Raw genomic sequence first — 19,250 nt, forward strand, 5'->3', positions numbered from 1 at the left:
ACCGTTTACAAACACGGCCGGCCGCCGACGCGGCCAGGCCTCGAAAATCAGAGTTGCTTGACAACAATCTCTTCTTCGGCCGCCACCTTCAGCGGATTGCGCAGCGGCAGGCCGAATTCGGCGACTTCGATCTCGAAGAGGTCCCCCTCTTCCGTCTTGATGCCGTCGGCAAAGGACAGCGTCGCCGTGCCGAACATATGGACATGGACATCGCCCGGAACACGGAAGAGGCCATATTTGAAATGGTGATATTCGAGGTTCGCAAAGGTGTGCGACATGTTCGCCTCACCCGACAGGAAGGGCTTTTCGAAGATCACCTTGTCGCCGCGCTTGATGCGCGAAGTGCCGCGGATATCGTCGGGCGCGGCGCCGATGCGGATTTCCGGACCGTAGGCCGCCGGGCGCAGTTTCGAGTGGGCCAGATAGAGATAGTTGATCCGTTCGGTGACGTGGTCCGAAAACTCGTTCGACAGGGCAAAACCGATGCGGAACGGCGAGCCGTCCTTGGCGATGACATAGATGCCCGCCATCTCAGGCTCTTCGCCGCCGTCAAGCGCGAAGGAGGGCGAGACGAGCGGAGCACCGGGGGCAGCCGTGCCATAGCCGTTGCCCTTGTAGAACCATTCGGGCTGCACGCCCTTTTTGCCAGCCTTCGGCTTGCCGTTCTCCAGCCCCATCTTGAACATCTTCATCGAGTCGGTCAGCGTTTCCTCGGCCGCCTCGGTGGTCTTCTTGTGCATGGAATCACGAGTGGCGGCAGAGCCGAGATGGGTGAGGCCGGTGCCGGTCAGATGCAGGTGGGCGGCGTCGGGATGGGTGATCGGCGGCAGGAAGCGGCCTTCAGCATAAGCCTTCTCAAGGTCGACGGTCTCGCCGTAACCATGGGCCTCGATAACAGCGGCAAGCGACTTGCCGCCGTCGGCGGCTTCCATCGCCAGCGCATAGACGCTGCCGGCGTTGTTGACCGACCTGGCCGCGCCGCCCTGCTCGCGCACGGCGACGACGATCTCTCCGTTGGCACCCTTGATCTGGGAAATAAGCACGACTTCAATCCTTCTCGTTTCGGCGAGTTTTAGAAAAAGCTCCGCCCGTCCGGCTCCCACGGGAGCTGGAATCCATCATTCATATGACTGCGAATGCCTGGGCTGCGCTTAGGCGCTCAGCCCTTGTTCTTGTTGTAGACGTCGAAGAACACGGCGGCGAGAAGCACCGCACCCTTGACCATCTGCTGCGAGTCGGTGCCGAGACCGTGGATCGACATGCCATTGTTCATGATGCCCATGATAAGCGCGCCGATCACCGCACCCGTCACCTTGCCGACGCCGCCCTGGGCCGACGCGCCGCCGATGAAGCAGGCGGCGATGACGTCGAGCTCGAGACCGAAACCGCCCTTGGCCGTCGCCGAGTTGAGGCGCAGCGCCACGATCAGGCCGGCCAGACCGGCAAGCAGGCCCATATTGGCGAAGGTCAGGAAGGTCAGCCGCTCGGTATTGATACCGGAAAGCTTGGTCGCCTTCTCGTTGCCGCCCATGGCGTAGATGCGCCGGCCGATCGTGGTACGGCGAGTAATGAAGGCATAGGCAGCGACGAGGACGAGCATGACGACAAGCACGTTCGGGAAGCCGCGATAGATTGACAGCTGGTAGCCGAGCCCCAGGATGGCAAGCGAGACTATGATGTTCTGGGCCAGGAAGAAGCCCATCGGTTCGACGTCATTGCCATGCTTCTCGTTCGACAGGCGCTTGCGCCAGGCCAGGTAGAAGAGAGTGACGGCGCCGACGACGGTCAGGATGATCGAGGTCGAGTTGATGCCGCCCATGTCGACGAGGTTGGGCAGGAAGCCGATGCTGATCAGCTGGAACTCCGGCGGGAACGGACCGATGCTGGTGCCGGTGCCCGATGCCGTCATCACGAACAGCGTCAGGCCACGGAAAACCAGCATGCCAGCGAGCGTGACGATGAAGGACGGGATCTTGTGATAGGCGACGAAATAGCCCTGCAGGCCGCCGACCAGCGCGCCGAGCGCCAGGCAGACGACACCCGCCAGGACATAATTGACGTGCCACTGCACCGTCATCACCCCGGCGATGGCGCCGATGAAGCCGACGACCGACCCGACGGAAAGGTCGATATGGCCGGCGACGATGACCAGCAGCATGCCGAGCGCCATGATGACGATGAAGGAGTTCTGCAGAATGATGTTGGTCAGATTGAGCGGCCTGAAGAGAACGCCACCGGTCGAGAACTGGAAGAACACCATGATCGCGATGAGTGCGATGAACATGCCGTATTCGCGGATGTTGCCGCGGATATAGTCTCCGATCGAGACGACACGCCCCTGCTCAGCGATGGGTTGATTGATCGGCGTCATTGTTTCTTCTCCCCTGAGCGCATGATAGCGCGCATGATGGTTTCCTGGCTTGCTTCTCCCTTCGGCAGTTCAGCGACGATGCGTCCTTCGTTCATCACGTAGATGCGGTCACAAGTGCCAAGCAGTTCCGGCATTTCCGATGAGATCATCAGAACGCCTTTCCCATCGGCGGCAAGCTGGTTGATGATAGTGTAGATTTCGTATTTCGCGCCGACATCGATGCCGCGCGTCGGCTCGTCCAGGATCAGGACATCGGGACCGGAAAACAGCCACTTCGACAGAACCACCTTCTGCTGGTTGCCGCCGGAGAGATTGACCGTCTCCTGGAAGATGCTCGAGGAACGGATACGCAGCTTCGACCGATAGTCGGTGGCAACCCGCGATTCCTTGACGCTGTCGATCACCGAGGCATTCGACACCGCCTTCAGATTGACGAGCGTCGTGTTGTGCAGGATCGTGTCGTTGAGCACCAGGCCGAGCTGCTTGCGGTCTTCGGTGACGTAGGCGAGGCCGGCGTCGATCGCCTTGCGCACGGTGCTGACGTCGACCGGCTTGCCGTGCATCAGCGCCTCGCCCGAGACCTTGTGGCCATAGGACTTGCCGAACAGGCTCATGGCGAATTCGGTGCGCCCTGCCCCCATCAGCCCGGCGATACCGACAACTTCGCCCTTGCGAACGGTAACGTTGATATTGTGCAGGACCTGGCGGTCGCGGTGCTGCTGGTGATAGGCGTTCCAATTCCTCACTTCGAGAATGGTTTCGCCGATCGGCACCGAACGCGGGGGATAGCGGTCTTCGAGATCGCGGCCGACCATGTTGCGGATGATAATGTCTTCGCTGATCTCGTCGGCGTGACAGTCGAGCGTCTTGACGGTCATGCCGTCGCGCAGGACGGTGATCTGGTCGGCGACCTTGCGGATCTCGTTCAGTTTGTGGGAAATGATGATGGAGGTGATGCCCTGCTTGCGGAACTCCATCAGCAGGGTGAGCAGCGCATCGGAGTCGCTTTCGTTGAGCGACGCCGTCGGCTCGTCGAGGATGAGCAGCTTGACGCTCTTCGACAGCGCCTTGGCGATCTCGACGAGCTGCTGCTTGCCGACACCGATGTCGGTCACCAGCGTGTTCGGAGATTCGGACAGGCCGACTTTCTTGAGCAGCTGCTTCGTGCGGTTGAAGGTCTCGTCCCAGCTGATGACGCCGCTCTTGGCATTCTCGTTGCCGAGGAAAATGTTTTCGCCGATCGACAGCAACGGCACCAGCGCCAGTTCCTGGTGGATGATGACGATGCCGATTTCTTCGGAGTCCCTCAGCGCCTTGAAGTTGCGCGTCTCGCCTTCATAGACGATGTCGCCGTCATAACTTCCGGTGGGATAGACGCCCGATAGCACTTTCATCAGGGTCGATTTGCCGGCCCCGTTTTCGCCTACCAATGCGTGAATTTCACCCTTGCGAACCTTGAGGTTCACGTTCTCCAGCGCCTTGACGCCCGGGAACGTCTTGGTGATGCTCCGCATTTCGAGGATGGTATTGTCCATAGTCAAAGTTCCAGCGCCCCCAGCCCGTCAATGGATGGGTAATCATAAAATCGAAGGCCGGAACCCGCAAGCGCGAGCTCCGGCCTCCAGCTTAACTTACTTCAGCTTGTCTTCGGTGTAGTAACCGCTGTCGACGAGGATCTGCTTGTAGTTGGTCTTGTCGACGGCAACCGGCTTCAGCAGATAGGACGGAACGACCTTGACGCCGTTGTCGTAGGTCTTCGTGTCGTTGACCTCAGGCTCCTTGCCGGACATGACGGCATCGACCATGGCAACCGTGACCTTGGCGAGTTCGCGGGTGTCCTTGAAGATCGTTGAGTGCTGTTCGCCAGCAATGATCGACTTGACCGACGGGATTTCAGCGTCCTGGCCGGTGACGATCGGCAGCGGCTGAGCAGCCGTACCGTAACCAACGCCCTTCAGCGAGGAGATGATGCCGATCGAGAGGCCGTCATAGGGAGACAGGACGGCATCGACCTTGGCGTCGGTGTAGTTTGCCGAGAGCAGGTTGTCCATGCGGGCCTGGGCCGTTGCCGGATCCCAACGCAGCGTGCCGACCTTGTCCATGCCGGTCTGGCCGGACTTCACGACGAGCTTGCCCGAGTCGATGTAGGGCTGCAGGACGGACATTGCGCCATCATAGAAGAAGAAGGCGTTGTTGTCGTCCGGCGAGCCGCCGAAGAGTTCGATGTTGAACGGGCCCTTGCCGTCCTTGAGGCCGAGGCCGTCAACGATGGAGTTGGCCTGAAGAACGCCGACCTGGAAGTTGTCGAAGGTGGCGTAGTAGTCGACGTTGCCCGAATCGCGGATCAGACGGTCATAAGCGATGACCTTGATGCCGGCGTCGTGTGCCTTCTGGAGAACGTCGGACAGCGTGGTGCCGTCGATCGAAGCGATGACGAGGACCTTGACGCCCTTGGTCACCATGTTTTCGATCTGCGACAGCTGGTTCGGAATGTCGTCGTCGCCATACTGCAGGTCGGTGCCGTAACCGGCAGCCTGCAGCTGCTTGACGATGTTGTTGCCGTCATCGATCCAGCGGGCCGAAGCCTTGGTCGGCATGGCAATGCCGACGGTGCCCTTGTCGGCGGCCATCGCCGGTGCAACGAACGAAGCGACGCCGAAGGCAGCCGCGGCCATCAATGAGATAATGGATTTCATTTCTCTCTCCCTTGTTAATAGAGCAGCGGACGAAAAATCGCCCGCCCCGAAACTGTGGCAGGTTCCGTATTGGATAGTTACTTCAGATGGTGAGAAACGAAGTAGGTCTCCTCCACGATCTCACACGTGTTGAGTGCCAACCAGCACACGGCGGCAAACTGGTATGGATTCCTATAACTGTCAAATAGAATAAGTGGTAATGTGCATAACAATTTTGGTATATCGTTAAAAAGTATTACTTTTGATGGAGCGCAGTGGGGAGGCTGCAACCATGACGATCGTTTCAGAGCCCGTTTCGATGGATCACGTCGATATCCACAGCGACAATTTTGGCGACGACAGCTTTCTCCGTTCGGGACTTAAGCTAAATCACCTGCGCATCATCGTCGCAATCGAAGATAGCGGACAAATTTCCGCAGCCGCTGATGTGCTCAACATCTCGCAGCCCGCTGCATCGCGCATGCTGTCGGAAATGGAGGCGATCACCAAGACATCGCTCTATGAACGCGTCGCCCGAGGCGTGGTGCTGACAACCTTCGGCGCGGCCCTTGCCAGACGCGCCCGCAAGATCCTGCTGGAGCTGCGCGAGGCGAGCCGCGAGATCGGCGAATTGAAGAGCGGCAAGGGCGGCCCGGTGTTCATCGGCGCGGTGACGGCGCCGGCCATGAGCCTCGTCGTGCCGGCGATCAACAGGGTGCGCAAGGCCTATCCCGGCATCGAGATCAACATCCAGGTGGAGACGAGCAATGTGCTGGCGCGCGAGCTGCTTGCGGCCCGCCACGACTTCATCATCGGCCGCATTCCCGACGACCTCAACCCACGCCTGTTCGAAGTGAAAGAGATTGGCATCGAACGCGCCTGCCTGATTGTGCGCAACCGCCATCCGCTCCTCAAAAAAAAGAAGACAAGCAGTCTTTCCGACGTCAGGGATTACGACTGGGTGTTCCAGCCGCCGGGCACGCTGCTGCGCCGCACGATCGAAGACATTTTCCTGTCGCGCGGCGTGGCGCTGCCGGAGAACATCGTCAACACCTCTTCGCTATTGCTCACCTGCGCCATCGTCTGCGAAACCGATGCGATCGCCCCCGTCGCCGTCGATGTCGCCCATTTCCTCGCCAGCCAAGGCGCCAAGGCGTCCGACGTGCGCATGCTGCCGATCGATTTCGACATCAACGTCAAGCCATACAGCCTGATCACGGCGAGAGAACGGGCGCTGCCGCCGAGCGCCAAGCTGCTCTACGACATCATCCTCGAGGAGAGCCGCAAGCAGGGCGGCTAGATGTGAGCTTTCCGGGCGACATCATGCTCCACCGATTTGACCGCAAGCCCTGCACCATCTTGCCAGGATCTAACGTCTTCGAGAGGAAGGCGCATGCTGTTCGGACAATCAGTATTTGAATCGGTGCTCGAGCGGCTGAAGGCGGAGGAAGAACCGGTCGAAGAGACGCAGGGGCCGGCTGCCCACCGCGTATCCGGGCTTGCCACCGGCCTCGCATTCGATGTCATGGAAGGCATTTCGGTCGCATCGCAGCGGATCGGCGAAGCATATTTCGATAATCTGGGCAGCGAGCCTGCGGCCGAGGAGGCTCCCCCGCCGGCGCCGGAACCGGTCATGCCGGACCACCTCGCCCGCATCGCCCCGGAAGAGATCGCCGCCGAACTGGCGATCGCTGCCGCCGATACCCAACAGACGCTGAACGAGAAGCGGCGCGCCTTTGCCAGGGCCAATCATCCTGACGGCGTCGCAGAGCCTTTCCGCGACAATGCCAACAGGCGCATGATGATCGCCAATCTGCTGATCGACGAGGCGATGCGCCGCCTGCCGCAAAGCTGACGCTATCTCGAACGCCGGCAAACTCCCGACGCTATGGAAGAGAGCCGCCATCCGGCTCGATTCGAGCACGCTATATGTGCTGTTTTCCTGCGATTCAACCGGTCATGATCGTACTCAGTTCGATTCTTTCGCGCTGAGGTAGCGGATAAACCTCCTGCTTTTTGGTATCTGACATAGCGTATTTCAGGATCCTAAAGGCCATGTCTACGCCCTTTTCAGTAGGCACAGCGCTAACTGGCGAAATTGAATGCGATACAACACGTTGTAGCATCGAGCGGTTTAAATGTTTCAGGAGACCGCCCACATGTCATCTACGGAAGATCCGAAGCAACCGCGCAACACAGCGCGCAGACATTTTCTAGGTATAGCGGCAGCCGCCGGTGCTCGCCTTGCCGGCCTGGCAGCCATGGCCACGGCAATTTCCATCTCTCCGGCCAAAGCGATGGGTCGGCGTTGGGGACGGGGCGGCTCCGGTGGACACGGAGGTTCCGGCGGGAGCGGTGGCCATGGCGGCAGCGGCGCAAATTGCTTCCTGCGGGGAACGGCGATCCTCACCGATGGCGGTGAGAAGCCCGTCGAGGATCTCAGCATCGGTGATCGCGTTGCCCTTCCTGATGGCAGCACCCGTGCGGTAAAGTGGGTCGGCCGCCAAAGCTTCAAGACGAGCGGCGGACGCTGGCAAAAAGACGTCGTGCCGATCCGAGTTTGCCGCCGCGCACTGGACGGGCACACACCCCATTCGGATCTTTATCTGTCGCCTGGCCACGCGCTGTACCTGAACGGCGTTTTGATCCAGGTGAAGGAGCTCGTGAACGGCACGACGATTGCACCGGTCGCTCCCGCCCCCGACCGATCGATCGACTACTATGCCGTCATGCTCGATACGCACGAAGCTATCCTTGCCGAAGGTGCTGCGGCTGAGTCCTTCCATCTGAAAAACAGCAATCACGAGAACTTCTGCAATTTTGCAGAATACCAGCGTCTCTATGGCGAGGAACACATCGTGATGACATCTTTTGCGCCTTTGTTGGGAGGCGGCTGGTCGCATTTGAAAGCGCTTCTTCTGCTCGGCGTCTCGCCACTTGTACCGATACGCGATCCCTTCGGGGATGCTTGCGAAAAGATCGACGCGCAAGCCAGGGAATTGTCACTCTGACAGAGGGAATGCGCATAGACCGCGCTCGCTTCACCCGAAGCCGTGCGCCGGCTTTGCGATAATATAGAACAAAGATGTCAAGCGCGGCGCGCATCGGAAAGAGCGCGGCGCGTTTCGGCTGCGACGAAGCCGATGAGCTCGCCGATCTCTTGATCGGCGAATCGCCCGCTACTATTCCGCCTGCCCATCTTTCGAGGGCTTTTTGGCGGATGTCTCATCGGCCTCGTCCTCTCCGGCGGCGCCAGGCTGCGCAGCCGGCTCTGCCGACTGCTGTTGCGGCTTGAAGGTCCAGAACAGCATATAGAAGGCATAGGCGCCGGCCGCCGCGGAGATCACCGCCCAGAAGGGATCACCGCCAATAATCTCGACCGCGGCCCAGCCGAAGCAGACGGCAACGATGCCGACACGCACCCAGAGGCGCTGGTATGCCGGATGATTCGGATCGATCAGTTGCATGTCTGTCCCCGCGGTCGCATTTTGTCGCACTGTCCTTTAGTTGGAATCTTGCAAATGTGAAAGAGTCGCGGGCTTGACGCGACGCGCAGATGATGGAATGAAAATTCCAGATTTATGGTAATTCGGTTTATTTGTTCCGAATTCAAGGGAGATTGAAATGACTGTAAGATTTGGTCTTCTCGGCGCCGGCCGCATCGGCAAGGTCCACGCCAAGGCCGTCAGCGGCGATGCCAATGCGACGCTGGTTGCGGTCGCGGACGCCGTTCCGCAGGCGGCGGAAGCAATCGCTTCTGCCTATGGCTGCGAAGTCCGCACCATCGAGGCAATCGAGGCGGCAAAGGATATCGACGCCGTCGTCATCTGCACGCCGACCGACACCCATGCCGACCTGATCGAGCGCTTCGCCCGCGCCGGCAAGGCGATCTTCTGCGAAAAGCCCATTGATCTCGACGTCGCCCGCGTCAAGGCCTGCATCAAGGTGGTGGAAGCGACCGGCGCCAAGCTGATGGTCGGCTTCAACCGCCGCTTCGACCCGCATTTCATGGCGGTGCGCAAGGTCATCGACGACGGCAAGATCGGTGATGTCGAGATGGTGACGATCACCTCGCGTGATCCCGGCGCCCCGCCGGTCGACTATATCAAGCGCTCGGGCGGCATCTTCCGTGACATGACGATCCACGATTTCGATATGGCCCGCTTCCTGCTCGGCGAAGAGCCGGTCTCGGTGCTGGCGACCGCCGCCGTGCTCGTCGACAAGGCGATCGGCGAAGCCGGCGATTATGACAGCGTCTCGGTGATCCTGCAGACCGCTTCGGGCAAGCAGGCCGTCATCTCCAACTCCCGCCGCGCCACCTATGGCTACGACCAGCGCATCGAAGTGCACGGTTCCAAGGGCATGGCGGCAGCCGAAAACCAGCGCCCGGTCTCGATCGAGGTGGCAAACGGCGACGGTTACACCCGCCCGCCGCTGCATGATTTCTTCATGACCCGCTACACCGAAGCCTATGCCAACGAGATCGCCGCCTTCATCGCGGCGATCGAGAAGGGCACGAAGTTTGCCCCCTCCGGCGCCGATGGCCTAGCAGCGCTGGCGCTCGCAGACGCCGCCGTCCAGTCGGTCAAGGAAGGCAAGCTGATCAAGATCGGCTGACGGTCCTCTCCCGACCGGAAGTCGTGCATGAGATGGCCGGGCTCTGCCCGGCCGTTTTGCGTTTGGCTGTGCTCGGCCTTGTGTCAGGGCTGGCCGACTTGTGACGGGGCTGCCCCTCATCCGGCTGCTGCCATAACGGGGCGAAGGGAATATGCCGCGGCCTCTCCGTCCCTCGCTACCTCTCGCAGGGCAAGTCCCCTCGCCCCGTTATTACGGGGAGAAGGTTAGGGTGAGGGGCAGCCATCAACGCCGAAGCGCCGCCAGGATCTCTCCCTAATCCGCCCCCTGCCCCCCCGACAGCACAATATCCTGGTCGATCACCGAGAGCGCCCGGTTGAGGTGGCCCTCGAAGACGAGGATGGGTTCGTCGGCGACGACGCGGATCTCCGGCATGCCTTCCATGCGCACGATATGCGACTGCCCGAGGCCCTCTTCGATGCCCTGGCGCAGCAGGTCATAGTAGCGGGTGCCGGGGCCGGTGATGGCGATCGGCATGCGTTCGGTGAGGCTCAGCATGCGCGACAGACCGTTGCCGAGCGCCAGCCCGGCCTGGCGGAAAGCGAACGCCGAGGTTCGGTGGCCCTGGCGGGCGCGGGCGGCGATCTTGTCGAGTTCGGCGACGGGCACGAATTTGGCCGGGATCGTATCGAGCGGCACTTCGAAGGCGCTGCGCAGGATGGCGTAGAAACCGGCATAGGCTTCGATGCAGCCGCGGGTGCCGCAGCGGCAGAGACCGCCACCCGCCATGTGCAACATGTGGCCAAAATTGGGAGCGGAGATCTCCTGGCCGGTCTGGCCGCCGCGCCGGACGATTCCGAGTCCGATGCTGTGGCCGAGCGACAGTGCCGCGAGCGAACGGAAATCGGTGCCCTTGGCGATCTCCTCGCGGGCGCCGAGCGCGGCGGCGACGAGCAGCGTCTCGTTGTCGAGGATGACCTTGGCCTGCCAGTCCGGTCGCAGCGCCGATTCGAAATCGATCTGGTCACTGCCGAAGATCGGCGACCACAGAAGAACCGGCTCGGCGGAATGGACGAGGCCCTTGGAACTGATCGAGATCAGCAGCACCTTGTCCTGGGAGATCCGGGAGCGATCGAGAATGCGCGAAAGCCCGGCCTGCACCCGGGCGACGAAGCGGACGGCACCCGCCGGATCATGCGAACGCTCCTCGCTGAAGCGGTCGATCAGCTTGCCTGCATAATCCACCAGCGAATATTGCACGGCATCCGAGGAGATGATGACGACGATCAGATAGCCGCAATCGCGCCGCTGGCGCAACAGCACGCGCGGCCGGCCGCGGCCGCTTGCCGCCTGCTGCTCGGACTTTTCGATGATCTGGGCGCGTTCCAGATCGGCTGTTATCGCCGAGATGGTGGCCGAGGAAAGGCCGGTGAAATCGGATATTTCGGTATGGGCGAGCGCGCCGTGGCGCCGCAGCACGGACAGCACGAGCACGCTGTTTCTCTGCCGGACCAGCTCCGTGCTCGACTTGGTCAGCATGGATGCCGCCCTCTCCTCCTGCTTTCGTGAGACCATGACGCCGCCTGAAAACCGCTTACGGTTTTCGGCATCATGCTCTTCATCCGCCCTCACCTTCCCCTGCATCTCCGGTCGCTTTTGCGCAAGCGAATTAAGCCGGCGATGCAGAGTTGACAGTTGAAAAAATCTCTGACAGTTAATTTCTCGACTGTCGAGAAAAAAATCTCGACAGCTTTCGCGGTGGCCGGAGGAAGCATGGGCTGGGCCGGTCGCAACTCACTCGGGAGGACACTTATGAAGTCTATTATGAAACTGATGGCAGGCGCTGCCATTCTCGTTTCCGTGCATACTGCCGCCATGGCTGCCGATCTCGTCGTCGGCGTTTCCTGGTCGAATTTCCAGGAAGAGCGCTGGAAGACCGACGAAGCCGCCATCAAGAAGGCTCTCGAAGCCAAGGGCGCCAAATATATTTCCGCTGACGCGCAGTCCTCGGCCGCCAAGCAGCTCACCGACGTCGAATCGCTGATCTCGCAGGGCGCCAATGCGCTGATCATCCTTGCCCAGGATTCCGACGCCATCGGCCCGGCGATCGAAAAGGCCGCGGCCGAAGGCATCCCGGTCGTCGGCTACGACCGGCTGATCGAAAACCCGGCTGCCTTCTACATCACCTTCGACAACAAGGAAGTCGGCCGCCTGCAGGCCGAGGGCGTCTTCAAAGCCAAGCCGGAAGGCAACTACGTCTTCATCAAGGGCTCTTCTTCCGACCCGAACGCCGACTTCCTGTTCTCGGGCCAGCAGGAAGTGCTGAAGGCTGCGATCGACGCCGGCAAGATCAAGAATGTCGGCGAAGCCTATACCGACGGTTGGCTGCCGGAGAATGCTCAGCGCAACATGGAGCAGTTCCTGACCGCCAACAACAACAAGGTTGACGCTGTCGTCGCCTCCAACGACGGCACGGCCGGCGGCGCGATCGCAGCGCTCGACGCCCAGGGCCTCGCCGGCTCCGTTCCGGTGTCCGGCCAGGACGGCGACAAGGCGGCGCTGAACCGCATCGCGCTCGGCACGCAGACGGTTTCCGTCTGGAAGGACAGCCGCGAACTCGGCAAGCGCGCCGCTGAAATCGCTCTCGACCTCGCGGGCGGCAAGGATATGAGCAAGATCGACGGCGCCCAGGCCTTCAAGGGCGGGCCGAAGGGCGTGGAAATGCAGTCTGTCTTCCTGAAGCCGCTTGCCATCACCAAGGACAATCTGAACGTCGTCATCGACGCCGGCTGGATTTCCAAGGCTGAAGCCTGCCAGGGCGTCAAAGCCGGCACGGTTGCTGCCTGCAAATAGGCCAGCTTTGAATTAGAATAACCGGCGCCGCAGCGGATACCGTTGCGGCGCCGGATGCGGACGGGAATTCCAACGACGAAGTTTTCTCCGCCTCGCCGCACCATCGCAGACTTGAATTCCCTGGCGGAAGAGCGTCGCGACGCCACGCGACCGGCTTCCGGAAGCATCGCGATGGTCAGTTGAAGACAGACGAATGACGCCTTTGGCAGCCTCTCGCATGCTGGCGCAGCCGTCCAAACAAGAATGGGGGAACGGCAAACCCATGGCCGAAATGGTAAAATCAACGACCTCAAGCGGGCCGCGAACGGCGGAAGCCAATCCGGTAAGCCGCTTCTTCCGCGCCACCGAGATCGACACGCGCCTGCTCGGCATGATCGGCGCGCTCGTGATCATCTGGATCGGTTTCCACATCATCACCGGCGGCCTGTTCCTGACCCCGCGCAATCTCTGGAACCTCTCGGTCCAGACGACCGACATCGCGATCATGACGACGGGCATGGTGCTGATCATCGTCACCCGCAACATCGACCTTTCGGTCGGCTCCGTGCTCGGCCTCTGCGGCATGATCATGGGTGTGACGCAGGCGAAGATCCTGCCCGAATATATCGGCTTCGACAGCCCCTTCACCTGGGTGGTCACGCTGCTCATCGGCATCATTGCCGGCGGCCTGATCGGCACCTTCCAGGGCATGATCATCGCCTTCCTCAACGTTCCCTCCTTCATCGTCACCCTCGGCGGCCTGCTCGTCTGGCGCGGCGCGACCTGGCTCGTCACCAGCGGCCAGACGGTTGCCCCCATGGACCAGACCTTCCGCATCATGGGCGGCGGCGCCGAGGGCTCGATCGGCGCGACCTGGAGCTGGGTCGTCGGCATCGCCGCCTGCCTCTTCGTCATCGCCAGCATCATCGGCTCGCGCCATCAGCGCCGCCGCTTCGGCTTTCCGCGCCGGCCGATCTGGGCGGAATATTTTCTCGCGACCTTGAGCTGCGTGCTGATCCTCGGCGCCGTCTCGATCGCCAACAGCTATTACTGGCCGATCAATATCGCCAAGAAATATGCCGAGACCAACAATATCCCCTGGCCGGAAACCGGCCTCGATATTCCCTACGGCATCGCCGTGCCGGTGCTGATCGCCATCGTCGTCGGCATCATCATGACCTTCATCGCCACCCGCCTGCGCTTCGGGCGCTATGTCTTCGCGATTGGCGGCAACCCCGAGGCGGCCGAACTTGCCGGCATCAAGACCCGCTGGGTAACGGTGCGCATCTTCGCGCTGATGGGCGTACTCGCAGCCATTGCGGCGGCGATTTCCACCGCCCGCCTCAACGCCGCGACCAACTCGCAGGGCACGCTCGACGAGCTCTACACCATCGCCGCCGCCGTTATCGGCGGGACGTCGCTGGCAGGCGGCACCGGAACCATCGCCGGCGCCATGCTCGGCGCGCTCGTCATGCAGTCTCTGCAATCCGGCATGGTGCTGGCGCATGTCGACACACCGCTGCAGAGCGTCGTCGTCGGCACCGTCCTTGTCGTGGCGGTCTGGCTCGACACCGTCTACCGCGCCCGTGCCAAGTGAGAGGAGCTCCAGATATGGCTGATCAACGCACTCCCCTCGTGGAACTGAAAAACATCTCGATCTCCTTCGGCGGCATCCACGCTGTGGACAACGCCTCGGTCGATCTCTACCCCGGCGAAGTGGTGGCCCTGCTCGGCCATAACGGCGCCGGCAAATCGACGCTGATCAAGATCCTCTCCGGCGCCTACAAGCGCGATGGCGGCGAGATCCTGATCAATGGCGAGCCGGCCGAGATCCGCAACCCGCGCGATGCCAAGAAATACGGCATCGAGACGATCTACCAGACGCTTGCTGTGGCAGACAATGTCGACGCCGCCGCCAACCTCTATCTCGGCCGTGAACTGAAGACCCGCTGGGGCACGCTCGACGACGTGGCGATGGAAGCCTCGGCGCGCGAGGTGATGGGGCGCCTGAACCCCAACTTCAAGCGCTTCAAGGAGCCGGTGAAGGCGCTTTCGGGCGGCCAGCGGCAATCGGTGGCGATCGCCCGCGCCATCCTCTTCAACGCCCGCATCCTGATCATGGACGAGCCGACGGCGGCCCTCGGCCCGCAGGAGACGGCGCAGGTGGGCGAGCTGATCAAGCAGCTGAAGAAGGAAGGCATCGGCATCTTCCTCATCAGCCACGACATCCACGATGTCTTCGACCTCGCCGACCGCGTTTCGGTGATGAAGAACGGCCAGGTGGTGGGCCACGCCCGCACCGAGGACGTGACCAAGGACGAGGTGCTCGGCATGATCATCCTCGGCAAGGTGCCGCCGAAAGCCATCCCCGGCCCCGGCGCCATGCAGATCTGACCGCCGGCGCCCTGCCCTAGACAACCAAGCTCCGCCGCCCACAAGGCCGGCGGAGTTTTTATGTGGCATTCCGCAGGCTGACGGATAAAAACGCCCGCCAAATTGCAAGCATCGGTATTTCCGAGAATTTCGCGATTGAAGCCGGCCGCAAGCTAGGCTAAGAACCACCCATCGGACAGGCGATTCAAACCGCCTTCGGCATGCACCCGTAGCTCAGCTGGATAGAGTGTTGGATTCCGATTCCAAAGGTCACAGGTTCGAATCCTGTCGGGTGCGCCATTCTCTCTGACTCAAGTCACTGTTTTGGCTTAGAAAATTTCCCCGTGAGAGATTTCGGTTCCCACGTATCTTCCCCCAATTACGACAGGAAGTCGCTGGACGCTAGCGGACGACGCTGGCAACATGTTCATTCATCCTCGGAAAAGTTGCTGTCCACTTCGTCACCATTCGGTTCCGTGTCGCCGCCGTCTTCGTCGTTCTCGTCTTCGACCTCCAGATCGGCCAGGTCAGGGCTGACGGGCGTATACCAGTGAGTTTGTGGGATATGCTCAGGCGCGCCTAGGCTGGGTTCGTTGTCGTTGTCAGGCTCCATGTTCTCGTCGCCGTCCATTGCGTCCAGGAGTGTAAGCAACCCCTCGACGCACGCCTCAAGCTGAGCACGGTGGTTGATCCGTGCGATGACGCAAAGCTTCTCCTCCGCGCTCATCGAGTCAAGGATCTGTATGAGGCGAGAGACCTTCATAATTAGACCTCCTGCCGAACAACGTACGCCGGCCGTTCGTCGCCAACGACAAGAACGAACCGGACTTTATGGTCAATAACATGGCGCCACGACAACTCGGGGTGCATCTTGGCCATTGCCTCGGTAAGGGCGTTCGCGTGAAAGCGGGCCAGTTCGGCTGGTGAAGCTTCCGCAAAGAATGCGTTCCAGTCAAAGGTCTTAACCGCGGTTGGGGCCGCGGCGGCTGGGATAGCGGCGGCCACGGCTCCAAGTAGCTTTCGTCTGCTTAGTTTCGGCAAGCCTTCGGCGGCTGCCGGAATCGTTTCGTTCGGCATCATCATTTCCTCTGCCCAGGTAGTTTCTATGTGCATATTAACCACCATAATTAACCATGTCAATAAAAACGCATATAATTATTGTGATATTTATGCATGCGATATATAGAAGGGCCCTAGTGACCATGGAGAGTTGAAATGGGGCGACCGCCGGTGCCGACGCATCTCAAGAGAGACAAACGTCTTGTTGTGATGCTGACAGATACAGAGAATGAACGCTTGGCGGATGCCGCGAAAGCAGCGGGCGCAGCAAGCCTAAGTGATTGGGTTAGGGAGCTGCTCCTGGAAGCCGCAGCCCCAAGGGCGAAAGACTTGCCCAAGGCGTGAGCCAGCTCAGATCCGGCAATAGCCCTTACATCAAGCGCCGAGACGCTTGACTACGGCTGCGCAGTTTGCAGCATTTGGGTCACTATGACCTCGCCCCGCCAAAAGCACCGCTCTACCTCGCTGCCGGACGTTCGATCGGGGGGCAAAGCTCCGCCTGGTGACCGCCCGCGGATCGAAGTTAGAACCCTAAAAATCAAGCCCAATGGCCGCGTAGAAGAGTTGTCCTGCTCTCCTCTGGAGTACTACGGCACTTGCCCCAATGTGGGTGACACGATCGTGGATAACATGCTGGCAAATCCGATCTTCTACTCAGTCCAGCGGCGCTACTTCGTGAAAGAGTCGCCCGGCTTCTCTGGCTGGGCTCTTATTGTGCGGGAGATCGACCCGACCGGACCACCCGAAGAGCTATGGAGTGAATGGCAAGCCGCTACAAAATTCTGGGATGAAGTTGCGGAGAAGGAAGAGGAGGAAGACCGACAATCTTCCAAAGAACGATTGAACGCGCTGCTGGGTCGAGATGTCACAAAGAAACCACCGCAACCAAAAGGCAAGAGGGCACCAGGCGGAGCCAAGAAGGGCGAATGAACATGGAAGAGCCGAAGCGCACGCTGTCGCGAGAGGAACTGCACGAACTTGTCTGGTCGACGCCAATGCAGAAGCTCGCCGAGAAATATGGAATCTCTGACAGGGGGCTTGCTAAGACATGTGGCAGGCATCTGGTTCCCGTGCCCCCGAGGGGTTATTGGGCCAAATTGGAGGCTGGACAACCCGTTAAGAAAACGCGTTTGCGGAGCGTCCAAAACAAGGAACTGCACACTGTCTACATCGGCCTAGCCCAACGCCGGCTTACTGACGGCGCCTTGCTGGCAATCGCCGCTGCGAAGGCCGAGAAGAACGATGCTAAGGGTCACCAAAAGCCTCAGCCCACGAAACGAGATGCACTGCATTTGGAAGAACCGGGGGAGACGCCTCACAAATCGGTCGCGGGGCTGACAAAACAATTGCGAAAGGCAAAATCAGACGTCGATGGCCTAGTTCGTGCCACTGGCATCGCCGTACATGATCGAAGTTGCGAGAGAGCAGTCATCATCCTGCATAACTTGGCAAGGATTTGCGAGCGGAAGGATGCACACATCTCACTCCAAGACGGCAAGCTTTGCCTATGCTTCGAAATTGGTTCGGCAACGATCAGTTTAAGCGAAGAGAGACGGCGCATCAAACACGAGCCGACGGCAGATGAGCAGATGGAGTACCGTAGATTGAAGGCTAAGCGCGATCGCGATCGATCACGAACATGGGAAAGTTGGTCATTCGATCGTCTGGAGCCGTGGCCCGAGTTCGATATAGTCTACACCGGAAAGCTCACCCTGGCTTGCGAAGCGTGGAGCGAAGGTCTCCGAAAATCTTGGTCTGACGGCAAGAGCCAGATCGTGGAAAATATCTTGGCAGACTTTGTTGATGGTGTACGCTTGATCATCGCCGCAAGAGCCGAAGATGCGAGGCTTCATGCCGAAAAGACACAACGGCGGGATGCACTTCGTCACCGCCGGGACCTTGCTGAGAAGCGGGCGAAGCGGGAAGAGGCTCGACTGGCTTACCTTCGGACTGTCGCAAACATCCGTCGCGAAGTCGGCGATCTCCAGTCAACAATAAACGCTGTACCTAAGAAAGACATCCTCCCAGCGGAATACAGAAAAATGATCGGATGGGCGAAAGAGCGTCTCCTCCTGCTTGAAGCTAAGACAACGGTCGAAGCGATAAACTCCGAACTCATTTTACGCGGGCTTTTCCCGGAGCCCGACGAGCTTCACGACCCAGAAGGAGACCCGCCGCCGAAAGTGAATTACTGGGATGATTGAGGCGACGCCGTGAGGGAAACCGAAGATCGACACATGCCATACTGGCCAGCCGCGCTTAACAAGAAGATGGCCGCCGCCTACTGCGGTATCTCATATGAGCTATTCACCCACTTGTGCCCCGTAAAACCAATCTCGTTTACAGATTCGGCGCGGGGCCAGCGATATCTGCGACAGCGCCTGGACGAATGGCTGTTGTCGCTTGATTCAAACGAAGCGATCAGCGCCCACGGCACGAAGGCCAGCGACATATTGGAGAGCTGGGCCTCATGGGAGACTGATTCCGGCAGGGGCAAACAGCCGCGTACCGGAGCCGGCGGATATCCAGTTATTGACGGCCCGAAGAATCCCCTGAAGGAATGGTATGACCGCCTCGGCTTTGATCCAGAGACAATGAACGAGGAAGACATGTCGCAGCTTCTGGATAAAGCTCAGGAAGAATGGGCTGCGACCATTCCCAATTCGAAACTCGGCAAGCGAGAGATCAAGGCTTTGAAGTTTCTCGCTGCGATAGGTCCAAACGTGAAGGTTCATTGGCGCGACATAAAAGACTGCGGGCTAGACACGGAAGAAAGGCTCAAAGTCAGAGGCTTTATCGAGACATTCCCGCAGGAGAAATTTCCTGATCGCACCGGCTACTATATGCTCACCGAAGCTGGGCTAGAGGCCAGCAGTAAGCTGTCTCGATAAAACGACCGACAGAGATCACGTAGCCTTGCGCGAATTGGAGCCCATCATGACCCTGCCGGGAGCGAAGCCTTGACGACGCCTGACGCAGCTACCCTCCTCGAAGACGCAGCCGATCGGATCGCGGATATCTCCCGTGCTGACCTGCAGATCATGCTTCGCCGCGCGGCGCTGCTGTTGCGCAACTCAGGATCGATCGCCTTCGACAACGACATCGAAGAAGCACTCCGGGACCTGGCCGGCGAGTTCGGCAAGACCCGCAACGATACCGTCAGGTTTATCGTCCGGGAGTGGATGGAGAAGAACACCTATCTGCCGGTGCACGAGCTCGACGAAGATGGCGAGGTCGATGGGAGTGCCTGAGATGATCTTCAGAATAATTGATTCCGGAGGGCCGGGGGGCAAGGGCGCTCACGATATCCTCGTCGCTGCGCAATTGATGGGCCTCACCGTATCGTATCTTGGCGGAAGTGAGCG

19 protein-coding genes and 1 tRNA gene are annotated in these 19,250 nt (G+C 60.2%); 12 read left to right on the plus strand and 8 right to left on the minus strand.

Annotation, left to right across the window (positions count from 1 at the left end; translation table 11 throughout):
• Positions 1-47 precede the first annotated feature (47 nt).
• From araD1 to chvE, 4 genes are all read right to left on the minus strand, one after another.
• Positions 48-1,043, minus strand: coding sequence for an AraD1 family protein (gene araD1 / locus NL154_RS14975; RefSeq protein WP_210630320.1), 996 nt, complete (start codon positions 1,041-1,043; stop codon positions 48-50).
• A gap of 116 nt (positions 1,044-1,159) precedes the next feature.
• Positions 1,160-2,371, minus strand: coding sequence for a multiple monosaccharide ABC transporter permease (gene mmsB, locus NL154_RS14980; protein ID WP_434732874.1), 1,212 nt, complete (start codon positions 2,369-2,371; stop codon positions 1,160-1,162).
• Complete coding sequence (mmsA, locus tag NL154_RS14985) at positions 2,368-3,906, minus strand: multiple monosaccharide ABC transporter ATP-binding protein (protein WP_221124315.1); 1,539 nt, start codon at positions 3,904-3,906, stop codon at positions 2,368-2,370. The genes mmsB and mmsA overlap by 4 nt, the downstream gene beginning before the upstream one ends.
• A gap of 96 nt (positions 3,907-4,002) precedes the next feature.
• Complete coding sequence (gene chvE, locus NL154_RS14990) at positions 4,003-5,067, minus strand: multiple monosaccharide ABC transporter substrate-binding protein (protein WP_004668889.1); 1,065 nt, start codon at positions 5,065-5,067, stop codon at positions 4,003-4,005.
• Between the two features lie 271 nt (positions 5,068-5,338).
• Here chvE and NL154_RS14995 point away from each other — a divergent pair, with 271 nt between their 5' ends.
• From NL154_RS14995 to NL154_RS15005, 3 genes are all read left to right on the plus strand, one after another.
• The gene (locus NL154_RS14995; RefSeq protein WP_221155579.1) at positions 5,339-6,346 is read left to right on the plus strand and encodes a LysR family transcriptional regulator; all 1,008 of its coding nucleotides are present in this window, start codon (positions 5,339-5,341) and stop codon (positions 6,344-6,346) included.
• A 93-nt stretch (positions 6,347-6,439) separates the two neighbouring features.
• The gene (locus NL154_RS15000; protein WP_210630314.1) at positions 6,440-6,901 is read left to right on the plus strand and encodes a hypothetical protein; all 462 of its coding nucleotides are present in this window, start codon (positions 6,440-6,442) and stop codon (positions 6,899-6,901) included.
• 304 nt (positions 6,902-7,205) lie between these two features.
• On the plus strand, positions 7,206-8,057 hold the full coding sequence (locus NL154_RS15005) for a Hint domain-containing protein (protein WP_434732875.1): 852 nt from the start codon (positions 7,206-7,208) through the stop codon (positions 8,055-8,057).
• A 171-nt stretch (positions 8,058-8,228) separates the two neighbouring features.
• Here the strand turns inward: NL154_RS15005 and NL154_RS15010 are convergent, their stop codons facing one another.
• Entirely contained in the window at positions 8,229-8,513 is a 285-nt protein-coding gene (locus NL154_RS15010) for a hypothetical protein (protein ID WP_434732876.1), read from the minus strand.
• 157 nt (positions 8,514-8,670) lie between these two features.
• On the opposite strand from NL154_RS15010, the gene iolG reads away from it, so the two are divergent.
• Positions 8,671-9,663, plus strand: a complete 993-nt coding sequence (iolG, locus tag NL154_RS15015; protein WP_434732877.1) for an inositol 2-dehydrogenase — start codon at positions 8,671-8,673, stop codon at positions 9,661-9,663.
• 273 nt (positions 9,664-9,936) lie between these two features.
• Here iolG and NL154_RS15020 read toward each other — a convergent pair whose 3' ends face one another.
• Complete coding sequence (locus NL154_RS15020) at positions 9,937-11,160, minus strand: ROK family protein (protein WP_434732878.1); 1,224 nt, start codon at positions 11,158-11,160, stop codon at positions 9,937-9,939.
• 273 nt (positions 11,161-11,433) lie between these two features.
• Between NL154_RS15020 and xylF the strand changes: the two genes are divergently transcribed.
• The 4 genes from xylF (at position 11,434) to NL154_RS15040 (ending at position 15,126) form a co-directional block, all read left to right on the plus strand.
• Positions 11,434-12,474, plus strand: a complete 1,041-nt coding sequence (gene xylF, locus NL154_RS15025; protein WP_085860222.1) for a D-xylose ABC transporter substrate-binding protein — start codon at positions 11,434-11,436, stop codon at positions 12,472-12,474.
• A 262-nt stretch (positions 12,475-12,736) separates the two neighbouring features.
• A complete protein-coding gene (locus tag NL154_RS15030; RefSeq protein ID WP_210630304.1) occupies positions 12,737-14,050 on the plus strand; it encodes a sugar ABC transporter permease in 1,314 nt (437 codons plus the stop codon).
• 14 nt (positions 14,051-14,064) lie between these two features.
• Positions 14,065-14,847 (plus strand): ATP-binding cassette domain-containing protein, encoded by a 783-nt coding sequence (locus NL154_RS15035; RefSeq protein WP_085738045.1) that lies wholly within the window; start codon positions 14,065-14,067, stop codon positions 14,845-14,847.
• Between the two features lie 202 nt (positions 14,848-15,049).
• Positions 15,050-15,126: transfer RNA gene (locus tag NL154_RS15040), tRNA-Arg, on the plus strand.
• Between the two features lie 127 nt (positions 15,127-15,253).
• Here NL154_RS15040 and NL154_RS15045 read toward each other — a convergent pair.
• Both NL154_RS15045 and NL154_RS15050 read right to left on the minus strand, forming a co-directional pair.
• Positions 15,254-15,589 (minus strand): hypothetical protein, encoded by a 336-nt coding sequence (locus tag NL154_RS15045; protein WP_434732879.1) that lies wholly within the window; start codon positions 15,587-15,589, stop codon positions 15,254-15,256.
• Positions 15,590-15,591: 2 nt separating this feature from the next.
• Positions 15,592-15,903 carry a hypothetical protein gene (locus NL154_RS15050; RefSeq protein ID WP_434732880.1) on the minus strand — a complete coding sequence of 104 codons (312 nt, stop codon included), beginning with the start codon at positions 15,901-15,903 and terminating at the stop codon, positions 15,592-15,594.
• Between the two features lie 603 nt (positions 15,904-16,506).
• Between NL154_RS15050 and NL154_RS15055 the strand changes: the two genes are divergently transcribed.
• The 4 genes from NL154_RS15055 (at position 16,507) to NL154_RS15070 (ending at position 19,136) form a co-directional block, all read left to right on the plus strand.
• Positions 16,507-16,815: a hypothetical protein gene (locus NL154_RS15055; RefSeq protein WP_434732881.1), complete on the plus strand. Its 309-nt coding sequence runs from the start codon at positions 16,507-16,509 to the stop codon at positions 16,813-16,815.
• Positions 16,812-18,089 carry a hypothetical protein gene (locus NL154_RS15060; protein ID WP_434732882.1) on the plus strand — a complete coding sequence of 426 codons (1,278 nt, stop codon included), beginning with the start codon at positions 16,812-16,814 and terminating at the stop codon, positions 18,087-18,089. Before NL154_RS15055 ends, NL154_RS15060 begins: the two co-directional genes overlap by 4 nt.
• 9 nt (positions 18,090-18,098) lie before the next feature.
• A complete protein-coding gene (locus tag NL154_RS15065) occupies positions 18,099-18,776 on the plus strand; it encodes a hypothetical protein (protein ID WP_434732883.1) in 678 nt (225 codons plus the stop codon).
• A gap of 69 nt (positions 18,777-18,845) precedes the next feature.
• On the plus strand, positions 18,846-19,136 hold the full coding sequence (locus NL154_RS15070) for a CopG family transcriptional regulator (RefSeq protein ID WP_434732884.1): 291 nt from the start codon (positions 18,846-18,848) through the stop codon (positions 19,134-19,136).
• Positions 19,137-19,250 lie beyond the last annotated feature (114 nt).

Source organism: Rhizobium sp. YTUHZ044 (assembly GCF_051123975.1).
Taxonomy (GTDB): Bacteria; Pseudomonadota; Alphaproteobacteria; order Rhizobiales; family Rhizobiaceae; genus Rhizobium.